A 14,999-nucleotide genomic window follows, 5' to 3' on the forward strand; every position below is an offset into this window, starting at 1 on the left:
TCGAAACGACCAAACCGCCCGCATATCCCTTCATCATCATCAATGTCAAAGAGCAAAGAAGACAAAAAACAACGGTCTCGCCAGATAACCAGCGATCTCGTCCGCATCATCTCCCAGATTTTCGAAACCTCAAGGCAGCGCCGCCGCCTCTCAATCCCGTCACCGTCGCCGTTCCGCTTCGGTGAGGCGCTATCTAGGGAACCGCAAAAAAACCCGCAAGAGGAAAAGTGAGAGAAGCCCGATATTTTTCCCTCCGGTCGAAAATGTACCCAGATGTTGTGCCATAGTGGGCGCAGAGACTACATCATGTGGACAACTCAGGCCCCACGCCTGAGCGCGCGGAGTGCCCTCAGACCAAGCAGGAAAAGCACGCAGCCCAGGTAGATGATCGGCTCGGGCGGCCAGGCCTTCACGAGCAGAAGGAAGTGCAGTGCCCCCAGCACCGCCGCGAGATAGGTCAGCCGGTGAAGCCGCATCCATGCAGCGGCCCCCATCCGGCGGATCGCGCCGTTGGTGGAGGTCACCGCAAGCGGGATCATGGCGGCAAAGGCCAGCATTCCGAGGGTGATGTAGGGACGCTTGGCAATATCCGCCCCGATCTCTGCCCAGCGGAACTGCAGATCCAGCGCCAGCCAGACCGAGAGATGCAGGCAGACGTAGAAGAACGACAGGAGCCCGATCGCCCGCCGGAACCGGATGAGGTTCACGCCGGTCCACCAGCGCAGCGGGCTGATGGCCAGCACACCCACCAGGAACTGAAGCGCAAGCTCGCCCAGCCGATGCTCGATTGCCTTGACCGGATCGACCCCCAGTCCCCCGGTCGCCGCCTGCCAGACCAGAAGGGCCAGCGGCACAAGCCCCGCCGCATAGACGAAGCCCGTCGGCACCGGCCGCAGGACCCCGTTGATGCGCTGCGCGATCATTCAGAAATCGACCTTCAGATCCTGCCCGGCGTAGAGGTGCGCGACCTCTTCCTCATAGCCGTTGAACAGCCGCGTCTCGATCCGGGGCGCAAAGAAGCCCGAGCCGATCCGCCGCTCCGAGGCCTGACTCCAGCGCGGATGGTCCACGGCCGGGTTAACGTTGCTGTAGAAGCCATATTCGCGCGGGTTCTGCATGTTCCAGGAGGTGGCCGGCATGGTCTCGACCAGCGAGATCCGCACGATGCTCTTGATCGACTTGAAGCCGTATTTCCACGGCACCACCAGCCGGATCGGCGCTCCGTTCTGCTTCGGCATCTCCTCGCCGTAGAGGCCGGTGGCGAGGATCGTCAGCGGGTGCATCGCCTCGTCCAGACGCAACCCCTCGCGGTAGGGCCAGTCGAGGATCCGGCTGCGCACGCCCGGCATCTCCTCGGGGCGGACAAGGGTCTCGAAGGCCACGAACTTCGCGGCGGGCCGGACCCCCGCGCGCTCGAGCAGCTCTCGCAACTCGAACCCGATCCAGGGCACGACCATCGACCATCCCTCGACGCAGCGCAGCCGGTAGATCCGCTCCTCGAGGGTGACAGACTGCAGGATGTCGTCGAGCGGGTAGGAGCCGGGACGCTCCACCAGCCCCGCAATCTCGACCGACCAGGGATCGACCGTCAGCGCGCCCGCGTGCCGCGCCGGGTCCGCCTTGTCGAGGCCGAACTCGTAGAAATTGTTGTAGTTCGAGATCTCCTCGAACGTGTTGGGCGCTTCGTCGGTCGAGAAGCGGCTCGGCCGCGGCTCGACCCGGCCGAAGGCCGGACCGGCGAGACCGATCACTCCGGCCGCCGCCATGAGCTGGCGCCGGTTCAGCCAGTCCGCCCTGGGGGTCACCTCCGACCATCCGATCTTGCGCATCGACTCTCTCCCTTGCCTACCCCATAGGTGCATGGGCCGCACCGGATTTCAAATCCCGCCGCGTTCACAAGGCGGGGACTGCGCTCACGGCCGATCACGACGGATCACGGCTTCTGCAGGCGCCCGATCCGGCCTTCGGGCCGGGCCGTAAGCCTTGCGCCGATCCCGGCATGACACAGGAGGACTGGATTGATGCGCAAGACACTTCTCGCCCTCGGGGCGGCCGCCCTCTTCGCGGCCCCTGCCCTGGCCCAGACCGGAGACATCGTCGAGACCGCCACTGGAGCGGGCGATTTCTCGACGCTGCTGGCCGCAGCCGAGGCGGCGGATCTGGTCGAAACGCTGAAGGGCGAGGGGCCCTTCACGATCTTCGCGCCCACGGATGCGGCCTTCGCGGCCCTGCCCGAAGGCACGGTGGAGGATCTGCTGAAGCCCGAGAACAAGGAACGGCTGACCGAGATCCTGACCTATCATGTCGTCCCCGGCGAGGTCATGTCCTCGAATCTTGCCGAAGGCATGACCGCCGAAACCGTGCAGGGAGGCGAACTCACCATCACGCTCGAGGGCGGCCCGAAGGTGAATGGCACCGCGATCTCGCAGCCGGACGTGGATGCCTCGAACGGGGTGATCCATGTGATCGACGGCGTGCTGATGCCGGGTGCCTGACAGCGGAAGGGCCCGCCCCGGTGGGGCGGGCCCCCGATGAGCCTCGCTCGATCAGTGGACCACGGCGTCCTGCGGCCGGTCTCGCCGCGAGGCCGAGATCCGGTCGCCGATGATCAGGCCATCCACTCCGGCGCTGACCTTGACCACCGAACCGTCGAGCACATCCCCGGCCAGGATCATCTCGGCCAGCGGGTCCTGCAGGTGGCGCTGGATCACCCGCTTCAGCGGACGGGCGCCATAGACCGGATCGTAGCCCTCATCGGCCAGCCATTGCTTTGCCGCCGCATCGAGTTCGAGCGTCACCTTGCGGTTCGCGAGCCGCTTCTCCAGCAGCCCGAGCTGGATCTCGACGATATGGCCCATGTCGTCGCGGCTGAGCCGGTCGAAGATCACCATCTCGTCCAGACGGTTCAGGAACTCGGGGCGGAAGTGACCGCGCACCGCCTCCATCACCGCCGCACGCGCGGGCGCGGGGTCGGCACCCTCGGGCAGCTGGCTCAGCGCATAGGCGCCGAGGTTCGAGGTCAGGATGATCAGCGTCTGCTTGAAGTCCACCGTTCGACCCTGACCATCGGTCAGCACGCCATCATCCAGCACCTGCAACAGCACGTTGAACACCTCCGGGTGGGCCTTCTCCACCTCGTCGAACAACACGACCTGGTAGGGCCGGCGCCGCACGGCCTCGGTCAGCACGCCGCCCTCGTCATAGCCGACATAGCCCGGAGGCGCGCCAATCAGGCGCGCAACCGAGTGTTTCTCCATGAACTCGGACATGTCGATGCGGACCATCGCCTGATCGTCGTCAAAGAGATATTCGGCCACCGCCTTCGTGAGTTCCGTCTTGCCGACGCCGGTCGGCCCGAGGAACAGGAAGCTGCCCAGCGGACGCCGCTCGTCGTTCAGCCCGGCGCGGGCGCGGCGCACGGCATTGGCCACCGCCGTCAGCGCAGGCCGCTGGCCGATCACCCGCTTGCCCAACTCCTCTTCCATCTTGAGAAGCTTCTCACGCTCGCCCTCGAGCATCTTCGAGGTCGGGATGCCGGTCCAACGCTCCACCACCTCGGCGATCTGCTCGGGGCGGACGGCCTCGGCCACCAGAAGGTCGCCCTCGCGCGCCTCGGCCTCTTCCAGCTTCTTCTCAAGCTGAGGAATGACGCCGTAGGACAGTTCGCCCGCACGGGCGAGGTTGCCCTCGCGCTTGACCTGATCCAGTTCGGCGCGCGCTCGGTCCAGCTGCTCCTTCAGGTCGCGCGCGACCTCCAGCTTGTCACGCTCGGCCTGCCATTTCGCGGTCATTTCGGCCGCGTTCTGGGTCATCTCCGAGAGGTCCTTCTCCAGCTTCGCCAGCCGGTCCTTCGACGCTGCATCGTCCTCGCGCCGAAGGGCCTCGGCCTCGATCTGCGCCTGAAGGATCTGGCGATCGAGCGCGTCCAGCTCCTCGGGCTTGCTGTCCACCTCCATCCGCAGGCGCGAGGCAGCCTCGTCCATCAGGTCGATCGCCTTGTCGGGCAGGAAGCGGTCGGTGATGTAGCGGTGCGACAGCGTCGCCGCCGCCACCAGTGCCGCGTCGGCGATCCTCACCCCATGGTGAAGCTCATACTTCTCCTTGATGCCGCGCAGGATCGAGATCGTGTCCTCGACCGTCGGCTCTTCCACCATCAGCGGCTGGAAGCGCCGGGCCAGGGCCGCGTCCTTCTCGACATGCTTGCGATATTCGTCGAGCGTCGTCGCGCCCACGCAATGCAGCTCGCCCCGCGCCAGCGCCGGCTTGATGAGGTTTGCGGCGTCCATCGCGCCCTCGGACTTGCCCGCGCCCACCAGCGTGTGCATCTCGTCGATGAAGAGGATGATCTCGCCAGCCGCCGAGGTGACCTCGTTCAGAACCGCCTTCAGCCGCTCCTCGAACTCGCCGCGGTATTTCGCGCCGGCGATCAGCGCGCCCATGTCGAGCGACAGGAGCCGCTTGTTCTTCAGGCTTTCCGGCACGTCGCCATTGACGATGCGCAGGGCGAGGCCTTCGGCGATGGCGGTCTTGCCGACACCGGGCTCGCCGATCAGCACCGGGTTGTTCTTGGTGCGGCGGCTGAGCACCTGCATCGCGCGGCGGATCTCGTCGTCGCGGCCGATGATCGGGTCGATCTTGCCGTCGCGCGCCGCCTGCGTCAGGTCGCGGGCGTATTTCTTCAACGCGTCATAACCTTCCTCGGCCGAGGCGGTGTCGGCCGTCCGGCCCTTGCGGATGTCGTTGATCGCGCCGTTCAGCTTCTGCGCCGTAACGGCACCCGCATCCAGCGCGTCCTTGGCCTTCGACGCCACCATGGCGAGCGCCATCAGGATCCGCTCGACCGGCACGAAGCTGTCGCCCGCCTTCTTCGCGATCTTCTCGGCCTCGTCCAGCACCCGCACAAGGCCCGGATCCATGAAGGGCTGCGCGTCGCCCGTCACTTTCGGCAGCTTGGCGAGGGTCAGCTCGACCGCTTCGGCCACGCGGGCCGGCTCGCCCCCCGCGCGGCGGATCAGGTTCGAGGCCAGCCCCTGATCGTCATCCATCAGCGCCTTCAACAGATGCTCGGGCGCCAGCCGTTGATGGCTCTCGCGCATCGCGATGGTCTGCGCGGCCTGAAGGAACCCGCGCGACCGCTCCGTGAACTTTTCCAGGTTCATCGGTCACTCCTCTTACAAAGCCCCCGGCACTTCCGCCCGACAGTCGGCACGGCCCGTTCCGGGTCTCGCTGATCAGGTGGTCGCGGCCCCGGGCGATTTCAAGGATCACGAAGCACTCAAGCAGCCGTGTCCGGCAGCCCCCTGCGCCGGAACCGAAGGCACCCCACGTTGATTTATCCACAAGCCAACCGGCTGGCACCCATCGGAAAGAGGCGGCACCCCCTCCGCTTTCATCCGGCAGGTCCAGACCGGTGAACCCGAACCCGACCGGCCCTCCGGTCCCACGAGGAGTGTCAATGATGCGTATCCTCTCTGCCACCATCGAGCGCGCCCACTATGCCCGCGACTTCGGTCAGGTCGAGGCTACCGTCGCGCTGCTGGTCAAGGACAGCGCGCGCCCGGTGCCCTATGTCCGCCGGATCTTCACCACCGAGCCCGCCCGGGGCGGCGCCCCGCTGCGCGAGCGGCTGATCGACAGCGCCAAGACGCTGTTCCTCGCCCGCTACGAGCCGCAGGTCGAGCGCGCGGCCTGAGGCGCGCCCTCAGCCAAAGGTCTCGAGGCCCGCGAGCGCCGCGCCCACAAGTCCGGGCTCGGGATGGATCGCGGGCCGCAGCACGGGCTCGGTCGTCGGGCGCAGGATTCGCTGGCGGACAGCCCGATCGAGCGCCGCCACGAGATCACGGTCGTTCGCCAGCCCCCCACCCACCGGCACCACCGACGAGCCGACCACGTTCAGCACCACCGCCAGCGGACCCGAGACCAGCTCCAGCCAGACCGACATGGTTTCGGCCGCGGCCATTTCCCCCGCCCGCCAAGCCGAGAGGATCTCACGGCTTTCCAGCCCCCGCCCCGACAGGTGAAGGTGGAGCCGCTCGATCCCGCGGGCGCCGCCCACCGTGTCGAGGCACCCGGTCTGCCCGCACCCACAGCGCAGCCGGGGCAACTCGTGGCCGAGCGGCCGCTGGTCCAGCACCGGGCCGTGCCCCCATTCGCCCGTGATGCCCCCCGCGCCCGCGACAAGCGCGCCGTCGAGCACCAGCCCGCCGCCCACGCCGCTGCCCAAGATGATGCCAAAGACATTGCGGTGCCCGCGCGCCACACCTCGCCGGGCCTCGGTCAGCACGAAACAGTCCGCATCGTTGCCAACCCAGACGGGGCGCCCGAGTGCCGCCGCCAGATCGCCCGCAAGCCGCCGGCCATTCACCGCCGGCAGATTGGCCGAGGTGAGTCGCCCGCTTGCCGGATCGATCACCCCTGCAATCGAGATCGCCACGGCGCGCGAGGCGCGTGGCACCAGCTGCCCCAGCGCCCGGATGAACCCGGGAAAGCTCGGCGGCATGGGCAGTTCGCCCAGAGGCTCCAGGTGATCGGGCGCAAAGACCCGCGCGGCGCGGATGCGGGATCCGCCAATGTCGAAGGCGATCAGCATGGCTGGCTGATAGCAGCCGCGCGCGGCGGACGGAATGGTCCGGCTTGACAGGTCCGCCCTTCAGCCGCATGACCGCGCGACCCCCGAGAGAAAAGGAGCTTTTCATGGCCGACGACCGCCTGATCGTGGCACTCGACCTGCCCAACGTCCTGCAGGGGATGGATCTGGCCCAGCGGCTGGGGGATTCGGTCTCGTTCTACAAGATCGGACTGGGGATGCTGACCGGAGGCGGGCTGGCGCTGGCCAACGAGCTCAAGCAGGAGCACGGCAAGCGCATCTTCCTCGACATGAAGCTCTTCGACATCGGCGCGACCATCGAGGCCGCCGTCCGAGGCTTTGCGCGCTACGACATCGACTTTCTCACCGTCCACGGCGATCCGCAGGTGGTGCGCGCAGCGGCCGAGGGCGCTGCGGGCAGCGGGCTGCGCATCCTCGCGGTGACGGTGCTGACCTCGCTCGACCGGGCGGATCTGGACGCGAACATGATCCGGCCGGGAGACCTGGCCGAGATCACGCTCGAGCGCGCCCAGCGCGCCCTCGAGGTCGGGGCGCATGGCGTGATCGCCAGCCCTCAGGAAGCAGCCGCCATCCGGGCCCTGCCCCAGGCGGCGGGCCGGCTGATCGTCACGCCGGGCGTGCGGCCAGCCGGGGCCGCCCTCGGCGACCAGAAGCGCGTGGCAACGCCGGCCCGCGCCATTCTCGACGGGGCCGACCATATCGTCGTGGGCCGGCCGATCTGGCAAGCCGAGGATCCGCGGGCCGCCGCCCTTGCCGTCCAGGCAGAGCTGCCGGCCCGCGGCTGAACCTTATTGCGCAGGAGCGGCCGGGGTGGTCGCGTCGGGCGCAGGAGTGACCGGCTCCGCATCGGGTGCGGGCGTGGTCGCGTCCGGGGCAGGTGCAACGGCCGGCGGCGCAGCGGCATCGGGCGCGGGCTCGGTGGTCGTTGTGGTGGCCGCGGGCGGCGTATCGACCGTGGCATTGTTGTTGGCGCTCGAACCGCCGAACAGGAACCACAGCACCAGGAGCAGCACGACGATCGCGCCGACCACATACCACATGGTCCGCGAGCTCGATGACTCCACAGGGCGCTCGCCCGGCGTCCGGTTGGTGGGGGTCGGGCCGGGGTCGCGACGATAGTCAGACATGAGAACCTCCTTCCTGTTTCCTTGGCAAGAGAACAGAACTCGCCGCGAGCGGTTCCCTTGTGTCGGGCCACAAGCGGGGCGAAAGCGGAAGCCCGCCAAGCGGAGGGCGGAAGTCCCGTCCCGCCTCGGCGCGATCGTCAGTTGTCGTTGATGTCCCTGTCCCAGACCTTGACCGACGCTTGCGGCAGGCCGAAGATCCGGCGCATCGCGAGCCAGACCCCCAGCGACACCAGCGCGAAGATGACAAGAAGGAGCGGCAGCCCCGCCTCGAGCCCCAGCCAGATCAGCCCGCCCGTCACCACCGCCCCGGCCGCGAAGCCCAGGAAGACGAAGCCCGGAATCAGGATCTCCACGATCCCGATGAGCAGCCCGGCCACGACCCAGGCCCACCAGACCGACCAGATCATGCGCGCCCCTTGAGCATCTTGAAGGCATCCGCGAACGCGTCCATTGCCGATGCCGGCACGACGACAAGCTGCTTGCCATCCCCCTTGCCCACGGCGGTCAGCGCCTCCACCTGCTTCAACGCCACCTGATACTGCGCAGCCTCAAGCCCGTTCTCGCGGATCGCCACGGCGATGACGCCGGTGGCGTAGGCCTCGGCATCGGCGAGGACGCGACGCGCCTTGGCCTCCTGCTCGGCGGCATAAAGTTCGGCGTCGGCATTCAGTTCCACCGCGCGCTTGCGGCCCTCGGCCTCGGTCACCAGCGCGCGCCGCGCGCGCTCGGCGTTCAGCTGCTGCAGCATCGCGGCGCGGGTCGCGTCGTCGAGATTGACATCGAGAACCTCGGCCCGCGTCACCTCGATGCCCCAGTCGTCCACCATGGCGGCCACCTGCTCGCGCACCTTGAAGATCAGGTCCGCCCGATTCGACTGGACCTGATCAAGCTCGAGCTTGCCGATCTCGGACCGGACGATCCCGGCGACGGTCGTGGCAATGGCCCCATCCACGTCGCGGATCCGGTACACCGTCTTTTCAGGCTCGGTGATGCGGTAGAAGACGGAGGTCTCGACCTTCACCAGCACGTTGTCGGCGGTGATCGCATCCTGCATGGCGTTGGGCAACTGCCGTTCGAGGATCGAAATCTTGTGAGCGACCACATCGAGGAACGGCACCACGAAGTTGATTCCGGGCCCCAGCACCGCCCGCAGTCGGCCGAACCGCTCGACCACATGCTTTTGCGACTGGGGCACGATCCGCACGCCCAGAAAGACACAGAGGATGAGGAAGGCCGCCAGTGCCAGAAGGACGGCGTTTCCGCCGATGAAATCCGCGGGTTCCATGTTCGCTCCTTGATCGCCTGCAGTCCTTGATGCCGGGAAGGCCTCGGCCGCGCAAGCATTGCGGAAAGAGGTAAAGATCTGGCTGACGATCTACCGCCGCCGCCGGCGCGCCTGTATGATCGTGACATGCCTGCCCTGTGCCGCGACTGCCTTGCCCTGTTCGACGGCGGCGCCCGCTGCCCCTCCTGCCGCTCGCCCCGGGTGACGGCACATCCCGAGCTTTTCTCGCTCTCGATCGCGCACATGGATTGCGACGCCTTCTACGCCAGCGTCGAGAAGCGGGACGATCCGTCCTTGCGCGACAGGCCGTTGATCGTGGGCGGAGGCACCCGCGGCGTCGTCTCGACCTGCTGCTACATCGCGCGCATCTCGGGCGTGCGCTCGGCGATGCCGATGTTCCAGGCGCTCAAGCTCTGCCCCGAGGCGGAGGTCGTGAAGCCGCGGATGGAGGTCTATGCAGGCGTCTCGCGCCAGATCCGGGCCATGATGGAGACGCTGACCCCCGCCATCGAACCGCTCTCGCTCGACGAGGCCTTTCTCGACCTGTCGGGCACCGAGCGGCTGCACCGCGCCCCGCCGGCCGTGCTGCTCGCCCGCCTCCTGCGCCGCATGGAGACCGAGCTTGGCATCACCGGGTCGATCGGGCTGTCGCACAACAAGTTCCTCGCCAAGATCGCCTCGGATCTCGACAAGCCGCGCGGCTTCTCGGTGATCGGACGGGCCGGGACGGCCGACTTCCTGCGTGAAAAGCCGGTGCGCATCATCTGGGGCGTGGGAACCGCCACGCAGGGCGCGCTGGAGCGTGCGGGGATCCGCACCATCTCGGACCTCCTGCGCTGGGAGAAGACGGACCTTGTCGCGCGCTTCGGCCAGACCGGCGAGCGGCTCTGGCATCTGGCCCGCGGCGAGGACCGCCGCCGCGTCGCCCCCGACCATGCGCTGAAGTCGATCTCGAAGGAGACGACCTTTCACGAGGACACCGCCGATCCCGAGATCCTCGACGGCCATCTGTGGCGGCTGTCCGAGCAGGTCGCGGACCGGGCCAAGGCGCGCGGCCTGTCGGGCCGCACGGTCACGCTGAAACTGAAGCGGACGGACTTCGCGCTGGTCACGCGGCGGCACGCGCTTGCCGGGCCCACACAGTCGGCGGACCGCATCTACCGCGAGGCCCGCGCCCTGTTCGATGCAGCCCGCATCGCGGGCCCGTTCCGGCTGATCGGCGTCGGCATCTCGGACCTCGCCGGGGCAACCGCGGAGGACCTGACGGGCGACCTGCTCGATCCGACCGCGGGCAAGCGCATGGCGGCCGAGCGGGCGACAGATGCGATCCGGGCACGCTTTGGCCGCGACGCGATCATCAAGGGCCGGGCGCTGCGCTGATCACTCGGCGGCCAGGGGCATCGCGGGCCGGCCCACTCCGGCAATCTCGGACACGACCGTGGCCATCAGCTCGGCAAAGGCCGCAAAGCGCGCGCTGCGCTCGATGCGCATCTCGTCCATGTAGAGAGAGCGGTCCACCTCGACCTGCACGACATGCTGGTTGCGCGAGGGACGGCCGTAGGCCTGCGCGATGTAGGCCCCGGCGAAGGGCGCGTTGCGCACGACGCGCAGGCCTGCCGAGACAAAGGCCTCCTCGATCCGGTCCACCACCTCGCGCGAGGCGGCCGCGCCAAAACGGTCCCCCAGAACGACCTCGGGCGTGGGCTGGCCGGGCCGGGCGTGGGTCTCGATCGCCTCGTGCGGCATCGAGTGGCAATCGACGAGAACCGCCTCGTCGAACAGGGTGCGGCTCTCCTCGATCAGGTCGCGCAGCGCCCGATGATAGGGTGTCCAGTAGCGGGCGATGCGCGCCTCGGCTTCCGAGAGAGGCATCTTGCCGCGGTAGATTGACCGGCCGTTGGCCACGACCCGCGGAATCACCCCCAGTCCCGAACTGACACGCGGATTGTGCGGCGCACGCGAGATGCCCTCGATCAGCGCGGGATCCATCTCGTCGGCGGCGCGATTCATGTCCACATAGGCGCGCGGAACACGGGCCAGCAGCAGCGGCGCCCCCAGCAGCGGCGCCGGGGCCAGAAGCTCGTCCACGAAGGCATCTTCCGAGGAACGCAGCGTCCGCTCGTCGAGAATCGTTCGCCCCACCAGCGAGGCCGGATAGTCCCGCCCGCTGTGCGGCGAGGAAAAGATCACGGATGTGTCGCGCCTTTCCGGGCGGATCAGCGTATAGGCGTCCGGGGTCATCTGGGTTCCTTCACCGCCCGATAGTGCTTCATTTTCTAGCCCTCCAAAACCCCTTGAACACCCCGCCGACTCTATTTATAGACCAGCGCACCGACGCGGCTTCGTCCATCCTTCCAAAGGATGACACGGCCGAGGTCAGAGTGGGCGGTTAGCTCAGCGGTAGAGCACTACGTTGACATCGTAGTGGTCACTGGTTCGATCCCAGTACCGCCCACCATTTTCGCCGCCCCCGGTTCGGGGGCATCGTTTTTTCAAGGCGCACGCGCGCCGCGAAAGGGAGAAGAGAGATGAAGGTTGCGAACTCGCTCCGCTCGCTCAAGCTGCGCCACCGCGACTGCCAGGTCGTGCGCCGCAAGGGCCGCGTCTATGTGATCAACAAGACGCAGAAGCGTTACAAGGCCCGCCAGGGCTGATCGCTTCGGATCTTCGAGGGACAGAAAGGCCGCCCGGGACCATCCCGCGGCGGCCTTCTCATGTCCGGCCGGGTGCACCCGCGCGCCGACCGCGGACGGACCCTCTCGGGCCAGGGCGGTTGCCAGACGCGGACCTCCGCCCTACCATCCGGGGGGCCGACAGAGGAGGTCGCCATGCCCCTGCCCATCGTTCCCGTCGCCGCCTTCGCGCTGCGCGCCGGTGCCGTCGCCGGACTCGTCTGGCTCGCCCGCCGCACCATCGTCCTTCCGGGTCGCACCGACCAGAGGGCCGAGGACGCCCTCGACGATCTGGGCGAGGGGCTCTCGCTTCACCGTCCTGCCGATCGCGCCTCGGTGGACACGCGCCAGACGAATGCCGCCGGGCGATTCCGCCGCACCCTCACCTGGTCGGGCGGAGGCGTCGAGATCGACGCGGCCTGGCTCGGCAGGCTTCGCATACGGAAAGTGTGATCCATGCGCCTCTACGCGTCCGCCACCTCGCCCTTCGTGCGCAAGGTTGATGTCGTTCTGCACGAGACGGGGCTGGCCGATCAGGTCGAGCGGGTCCTGGCCGGTGGCACGCCCGTGGATCCGGGGACGCTGCCCCTCGCCTTGAACCCGCTTGGCAAGATCCCGGTGCTCGAGCGGGAGGAGGGGCCGGCCCTCTATGACAGCCGGGTGATCTGCCGCTACCTCGACTCGGTCGCGAATGCGGGTCTCTATCCGTCGCCGCCCCGGCTCTGGGATGCGCTGACCCTCGAGGCGACGGCCGACGGGATCCTCGAGGCGGCGGTGCTGATGGTCTATGAAATCCGCACCCGGCCCGAGGAGAAGCGCCACGAGCCCTGGATCGAAGGGCAATGGAGCAAGATCGCCCGCAGCCTTCAGGCCGTCGAGGCGCGCTGGATGAGCCAGCTCTGCGGCCCGCTGGACATCGGCCAGATCGCCATGGGCTGCGCGCTCGCCTATCTCGACTTCCGTCACCCCGGGCGCAACTGGCGCAAGGCCCACCCGGCGCTGGCCGGCTGGGAAGCGGGCTTCAGCCAGCGCCCCTCCATGATCGCAACCGTGCCTGTCGGCTGAGACCCCGGCCGGTCATTCGCGAAGCGCGAATGGCGGGCCTCGTCCTGCGGCGGGCTGGCCGATGAGGCACCGCCCACTTCCAGCCGGCGTCTTCTGCGGAATCGCCCTCACCTTCACGCACTCGTGACGATTCTTGCAGCATCAGGTCACCGGAAGTGGCCGCCAAACCGGCACCGAAAGCTGCTTTCAAACGTCCGCTGCGCCTGTTTGTCCGCTGGACGCAACGCCGCATGGGAATTAGAAGGCGACAGGCAAGGCTGCGTTTGCGCGGCCCGGTCATCTTGTGGGCCTGCAGCGGCCCGAGGAAGGGAGAAGTTCTCGTGTCCAACGCAGAAGATCACGCAGGCACCCGCAGGGATTTCCTGTATTATGCCACGGCCGGGGCCGGGGCGGTGGCCACCGGGGCCGCCGTCTGGCCGCTGATCAACCAGATGAACCCGTCGGCGGACGTGCAGGCTCTCGCCTCCATCTTCGTCGATGTCAGCGCCGTCGATCCGGGCGTCCAGCTTACGGTCAAGTTCCTCGGGAAGCCGATCTTCATCCGCCGCCGCACCGAGGTCGACATCGAGGCCGCCCGCGCGGTGCAACTGAGCCAACTCCCTGATCAGAGCGCGCGCAACGCCAACATCGACGGCGGGGCCGATGCCTCGGACCAGAACCGCACGCTGGACGAAGCGGGCGAGTGGCTGGTGATGTGGGGGGTCTGCACGCACCTCGGCTGCGTGCCGATCGGTGGCGCCTCGGGCGACTTCGGCGGCTGGTTCTGCCCCTGCCACGGCTCGCACTACGACAGCGCCGGCCGCATCCGCAAGGGTCCGGCCCCCGAGAACCTGCCGATCCCGCTCGCCCAGTTCATCGACGAAACCACCATCCAGCTCGGGTAAGGAACAAGCCATGTCCGGAATCCCCCACGACCACTACGAGCCGCGGACAGGCATCGAGAAGTGGCTGCACCGCCGGCTGCCGATCGTGGCGCTGGCCTATGACACGATCATGATCCCCACACCCAAGAACCTGAACTGGATGTGGATCTGGGGTGTCGTGCTGGTGTTCTGCCTCGTGCTGCAGATCGTCACCGGCATCATTCTCGCGATGCACTACACCCCGCATGTCGATCTGGCCTTTGCCTCGGTCGAGCACATCATGCGCAACGTGAACGCCGGCCACATGCTGCGCTACCTGCATGCCAACGGCGCCTCGCTGTTCTTCATCGCCGTCTATCTGCACATCTTCCGCGGTCTCTACTACGGCAGCTACAAGGCCCCGCGCGAGATCACCTGGATCGTCGGCATGCTGATCTACCTCGCGATGATGGCCACGGCCTTCATGGGCTATGTGCTTCCGTGGGGTCAGATGTCCTTCTGGGGCGCCACCGTGATCACCGGCCTCTTCGGCGCGATCCCGGGCATCGGCGCGCCGATCCAGACCTGGCTGCTCGGCGGCCCGGCGGTGGACAACGCGACGCTCAACCGCTTCTTCTCGCTGCACTATCTGCTGCCCTTCGTGATCGTCGCTCTCGTCGCGATCCACGTCTGGGCCTTCCACGCCACCGGCAACAACAACCCGACCGGCGTCGAAGTCCGCCGCACCTCCAAGGCGGAAGCCCAGAAGGACGCCCTTCCCTTCTGGCCCTACTTCATCATCAAGGACCTCTTCGCGCTCGCCGTCGTCCTGCTGGTGTTCTTCGCCATCGTCGGCTTCATGCCGAACTACCTCGGCCACCCCGACAACTACATCGAGGCCAACCCGCTCGCGACGCCCGCGCATATCGTGCCCGAATGGTACTTCCTGCCGTTCTACGCGATCCTGCGCGCCTTCACCGCCGACGTCTGGGTGGTGCAGATCGTCCAGTTCCTGACCTTCGGCATCGTTGACGCCAAGTTCTTCGGCGTGCTCGCGATGTTCGGCGCGATCCTCGTGATGGCGCTGGTGCCGTGGCTTGACACCTCGCCGGTGCGGTCGGGCCGCTACCGCCCGATGTTCAAGATCTACTTCTGGCTTCTGGTCGTGGACTTCGTGGTGCTCACCTGGGTCGGCGCGCAGCAGACCGACTTCCCCTACGACTGGATCTCGCTGATCGCCTCGACCTACTGGTTCGCCTACTTCCTGGTGATCCTGCCGATCCTTGGCGCCATCGAGAAGCCGCTGGCCGCGCCCGCGACCATCGAGGAAGACTTCAACGCCCACTACTCGCCGGAAACCGGCGGCACGAAAACCGTCGTGGCCGAGTAAGGGAAAGGACA

18 protein-coding genes and 1 tRNA gene are annotated in these 14,999 nt (G+C 67.5%); 11 read left to right on the forward strand and 8 right to left on the reverse strand.

Annotated features, from left to right (window positions below):
• A partial coding sequence (locus FG154_RS21200) for a hypothetical protein (RefSeq protein WP_222120550.1) occupies positions 1-185 on the forward strand: 185 nt, incomplete at its 5' end.
• A gap of 132 nt (positions 186-317) precedes the next feature.
• Here FG154_RS21200 and msrQ read toward each other — a convergent pair.
• Together msrQ and msrP are read right to left on the reverse strand one after the other, a co-directional pair.
• The gene (gene msrQ, locus FG154_RS04975; protein ID WP_145104883.1) at positions 318-923 is read right to left on the reverse strand and encodes a protein-methionine-sulfoxide reductase heme-binding subunit MsrQ; all 606 of its coding nucleotides are present in this window, start codon (positions 921-923) and stop codon (positions 318-320) included.
• Positions 924-1,829, reverse strand: coding sequence for a protein-methionine-sulfoxide reductase catalytic subunit MsrP (gene msrP, locus FG154_RS04980; protein ID WP_145104885.1), 906 nt, complete (start codon positions 1,827-1,829; stop codon positions 924-926). It lies immediately after the preceding gene.
• 192 nt (positions 1,830-2,021) lie between these two features.
• Here msrP and FG154_RS04985 point away from each other — a divergent pair, with 192 nt between their 5' ends.
• The gene (locus FG154_RS04985; RefSeq protein WP_145104887.1) at positions 2,022-2,495 is read left to right on the forward strand and encodes a fasciclin domain-containing protein; all 474 of its coding nucleotides are present in this window, start codon (positions 2,022-2,024) and stop codon (positions 2,493-2,495) included.
• Positions 2,496-2,546: 51 nt separating this feature from the next.
• Here the strand turns inward: FG154_RS04985 and clpB are convergent, their stop codons facing one another.
• Positions 2,547-5,159, reverse strand: coding sequence for an ATP-dependent chaperone ClpB (clpB, locus tag FG154_RS04990; RefSeq protein WP_145104889.1), 2,613 nt, complete (start codon positions 5,157-5,159; stop codon positions 2,547-2,549).
• Between the two features lie 299 nt (positions 5,160-5,458).
• Here clpB and FG154_RS04995 point away from each other — a divergent pair, with 299 nt between their 5' ends.
• A complete protein-coding gene (locus FG154_RS04995) occupies positions 5,459-5,692 on the forward strand; it encodes a hypothetical protein (protein WP_044248907.1) in 234 nt (77 codons plus the stop codon).
• A 9-nt stretch (positions 5,693-5,701) separates the two neighbouring features.
• Here FG154_RS04995 and FG154_RS05000 read toward each other — a convergent pair whose 3' ends face one another.
• Entirely contained in the window at positions 5,702-6,589 is an 888-nt protein-coding gene (locus FG154_RS05000) for an ROK family protein (RefSeq protein ID WP_145104891.1), read from the reverse strand.
• A 104-nt stretch (positions 6,590-6,693) separates the two neighbouring features.
• Here FG154_RS05000 and pyrF point away from each other — a divergent pair, with 104 nt between their 5' ends.
• Complete coding sequence (pyrF, locus tag FG154_RS05005) at positions 6,694-7,392, forward strand: orotidine-5'-phosphate decarboxylase (protein WP_145104893.1); 699 nt, start codon at positions 6,694-6,696, stop codon at positions 7,390-7,392.
• Between the two features lie 3 nt (positions 7,393-7,395).
• Here the strand turns inward: pyrF and FG154_RS05010 are convergent, their stop codons facing one another.
• The 3 genes from FG154_RS05010 to FG154_RS05020 form a co-directional block, all read right to left on the reverse strand.
• Positions 7,396-7,734, reverse strand: coding sequence for a hypothetical protein (locus FG154_RS05010; protein ID WP_145104895.1), 339 nt, complete (start codon positions 7,732-7,734; stop codon positions 7,396-7,398).
• 137 nt (positions 7,735-7,871) lie between these two features.
• Positions 7,872-8,141, reverse strand: a complete 270-nt coding sequence (locus FG154_RS05015) for an NfeD family protein (RefSeq protein WP_145104897.1) — start codon at positions 8,139-8,141, stop codon at positions 7,872-7,874.
• Positions 8,138-9,019, reverse strand: coding sequence for an SPFH domain-containing protein (locus tag FG154_RS05020; RefSeq protein ID WP_011909756.1), 882 nt, complete (start codon positions 9,017-9,019; stop codon positions 8,138-8,140). The genes FG154_RS05015 and FG154_RS05020 overlap by 4 nt, the downstream gene beginning before the upstream one ends.
• A 126-nt stretch (positions 9,020-9,145) precedes the next feature.
• Between FG154_RS05020 and FG154_RS05025 the strand changes: the two genes are divergently transcribed.
• Positions 9,146-10,399, forward strand: a complete 1,254-nt coding sequence (locus FG154_RS05025) for a DNA polymerase IV (protein WP_145104899.1) — start codon at positions 9,146-9,148, stop codon at positions 10,397-10,399.
• Here the strand turns inward: FG154_RS05025 and FG154_RS05030 are convergent, their stop codons facing one another.
• On the reverse strand, positions 10,400-11,260 hold the full coding sequence (locus FG154_RS05030) for an N-formylglutamate amidohydrolase (protein ID WP_145104901.1): 861 nt from the start codon (positions 11,258-11,260) through the stop codon (positions 10,400-10,402).
• A 142-nt stretch (positions 11,261-11,402) separates the two neighbouring features.
• Here FG154_RS05030 and FG154_RS05035 point away from each other — a divergent pair.
• The 6 genes from FG154_RS05035 (at position 11,403) to petB (ending at position 14,988) form a co-directional block, all read left to right on the forward strand.
• Positions 11,403-11,477, forward strand: a tRNA-Val gene (locus FG154_RS05035).
• A gap of 70 nt (positions 11,478-11,547) precedes the next feature.
• Complete coding sequence (gene ykgO / locus FG154_RS05040; RefSeq protein ID WP_002722020.1) at positions 11,548-11,673, forward strand: type B 50S ribosomal protein L36; 126 nt, start codon at positions 11,548-11,550, stop codon at positions 11,671-11,673.
• 174 nt (positions 11,674-11,847) lie between these two features.
• Positions 11,848-12,144: a hypothetical protein gene (locus tag FG154_RS05045; protein ID WP_145104903.1), complete on the forward strand. Its 297-nt coding sequence runs from the start codon at positions 11,848-11,850 to the stop codon at positions 12,142-12,144.
• Between the two features lie 3 nt (positions 12,145-12,147).
• On the forward strand, positions 12,148-12,756 hold the full coding sequence (locus FG154_RS05050) for a glutathione S-transferase (protein ID WP_145104904.1): 609 nt from the start codon (positions 12,148-12,150) through the stop codon (positions 12,754-12,756).
• A gap of 320 nt (positions 12,757-13,076) precedes the next feature.
• On the forward strand, positions 13,077-13,640 hold the full coding sequence (gene petA / locus FG154_RS05055) for a ubiquinol-cytochrome c reductase iron-sulfur subunit (RefSeq protein WP_145104906.1): 564 nt from the start codon (positions 13,077-13,079) through the stop codon (positions 13,638-13,640).
• Between the two features lie 10 nt (positions 13,641-13,650).
• Entirely contained in the window at positions 13,651-14,988 is a 1,338-nt protein-coding gene (petB, locus tag FG154_RS05060; protein WP_145104908.1) for a cytochrome b, read from the forward strand.
• Positions 14,989-14,999 lie beyond the last annotated feature (11 nt).

Source organism: Cereibacter sediminicola (genome assembly GCF_007668225.1).
In the GTDB taxonomy this organism is placed as follows: Bacteria; Pseudomonadota; Alphaproteobacteria; order Rhodobacterales; family Rhodobacteraceae; genus Cereibacter_A; species Cereibacter_A azotoformans.

Excerpts from the sequence above, each read along its gene's own strand:
- FG154_RS05000 (WP_145104891.1), bottom strand. The coding sequence starts at position 6,589 with ATGCTGATCGCCTTCGACATTGGCGGATCCCGCATCCGCGCCGCGCGG.
- msrP (WP_145104885.1), bottom strand. The coding sequence starts at position 1,829 with ATGCGCAAGATCGGATGGTCGGAGGTGACCCCCAGGGCGGACTGGCTG.
- FG154_RS04995 (WP_044248907.1), top strand. The coding sequence starts at position 5,459 with ATGCGTATCCTCTCTGCCACCATCGAGCGCGCCCACTATGCCCGCGAC.
- FG154_RS05050 (WP_145104904.1), top strand. The coding sequence starts at position 12,148 with ATGCGCCTCTACGCGTCCGCCACCTCGCCCTTCGTGCGCAAGGTTGAT.
- petB (WP_145104908.1), top strand. The coding sequence starts at position 13,651 with ATGTCCGGAATCCCCCACGACCACTACGAGCCGCGGACAGGCATCGAG.
- FG154_RS05020 (WP_011909756.1), bottom strand. The coding sequence starts at position 9,019 with ATGGAACCCGCGGATTTCATCGGCGGAAACGCCGTCCTTCTGGCACTG.
- FG154_RS05015 (WP_145104897.1), bottom strand. The coding sequence starts at position 8,141 with ATGATCTGGTCGGTCTGGTGGGCCTGGGTCGTGGCCGGGCTGCTCATC.
- msrQ (WP_145104883.1), bottom strand. The coding sequence starts at position 923 with ATGATCGCGCAGCGCATCAACGGGGTCCTGCGGCCGGTGCCGACGGGC.
- FG154_RS05025 (WP_145104899.1), top strand. The coding sequence starts at position 9,146 with ATGCCTGCCCTGTGCCGCGACTGCCTTGCCCTGTTCGACGGCGGCGCC.
- FG154_RS05030 (WP_145104901.1), bottom strand. The coding sequence starts at position 11,260 with ATGACCCCGGACGCCTATACGCTGATCCGCCCGGAAAGGCGCGACACA.
- pyrF (WP_145104893.1), top strand. The coding sequence starts at position 6,694 with ATGGCCGACGACCGCCTGATCGTGGCACTCGACCTGCCCAACGTCCTG.
- FG154_RS04985 (WP_145104887.1), top strand. The coding sequence starts at position 2,022 with ATGCGCAAGACACTTCTCGCCCTCGGGGCGGCCGCCCTCTTCGCGGCC.
- clpB (WP_145104889.1), bottom strand. The coding sequence starts at position 5,159 with ATGAACCTGGAAAAGTTCACGGAGCGGTCGCGCGGGTTCCTTCAGGCC.
- FG154_RS05045 (WP_145104903.1), top strand. The coding sequence starts at position 11,848 with ATGCCCCTGCCCATCGTTCCCGTCGCCGCCTTCGCGCTGCGCGCCGGT.
- FG154_RS05010 (WP_145104895.1), bottom strand. The coding sequence starts at position 7,734 with ATGTCTGACTATCGTCGCGACCCCGGCCCGACCCCCACCAACCGGACG.
- ykgO (WP_002722020.1), top strand. The coding sequence starts at position 11,548 with ATGAAGGTTGCGAACTCGCTCCGCTCGCTCAAGCTGCGCCACCGCGAC.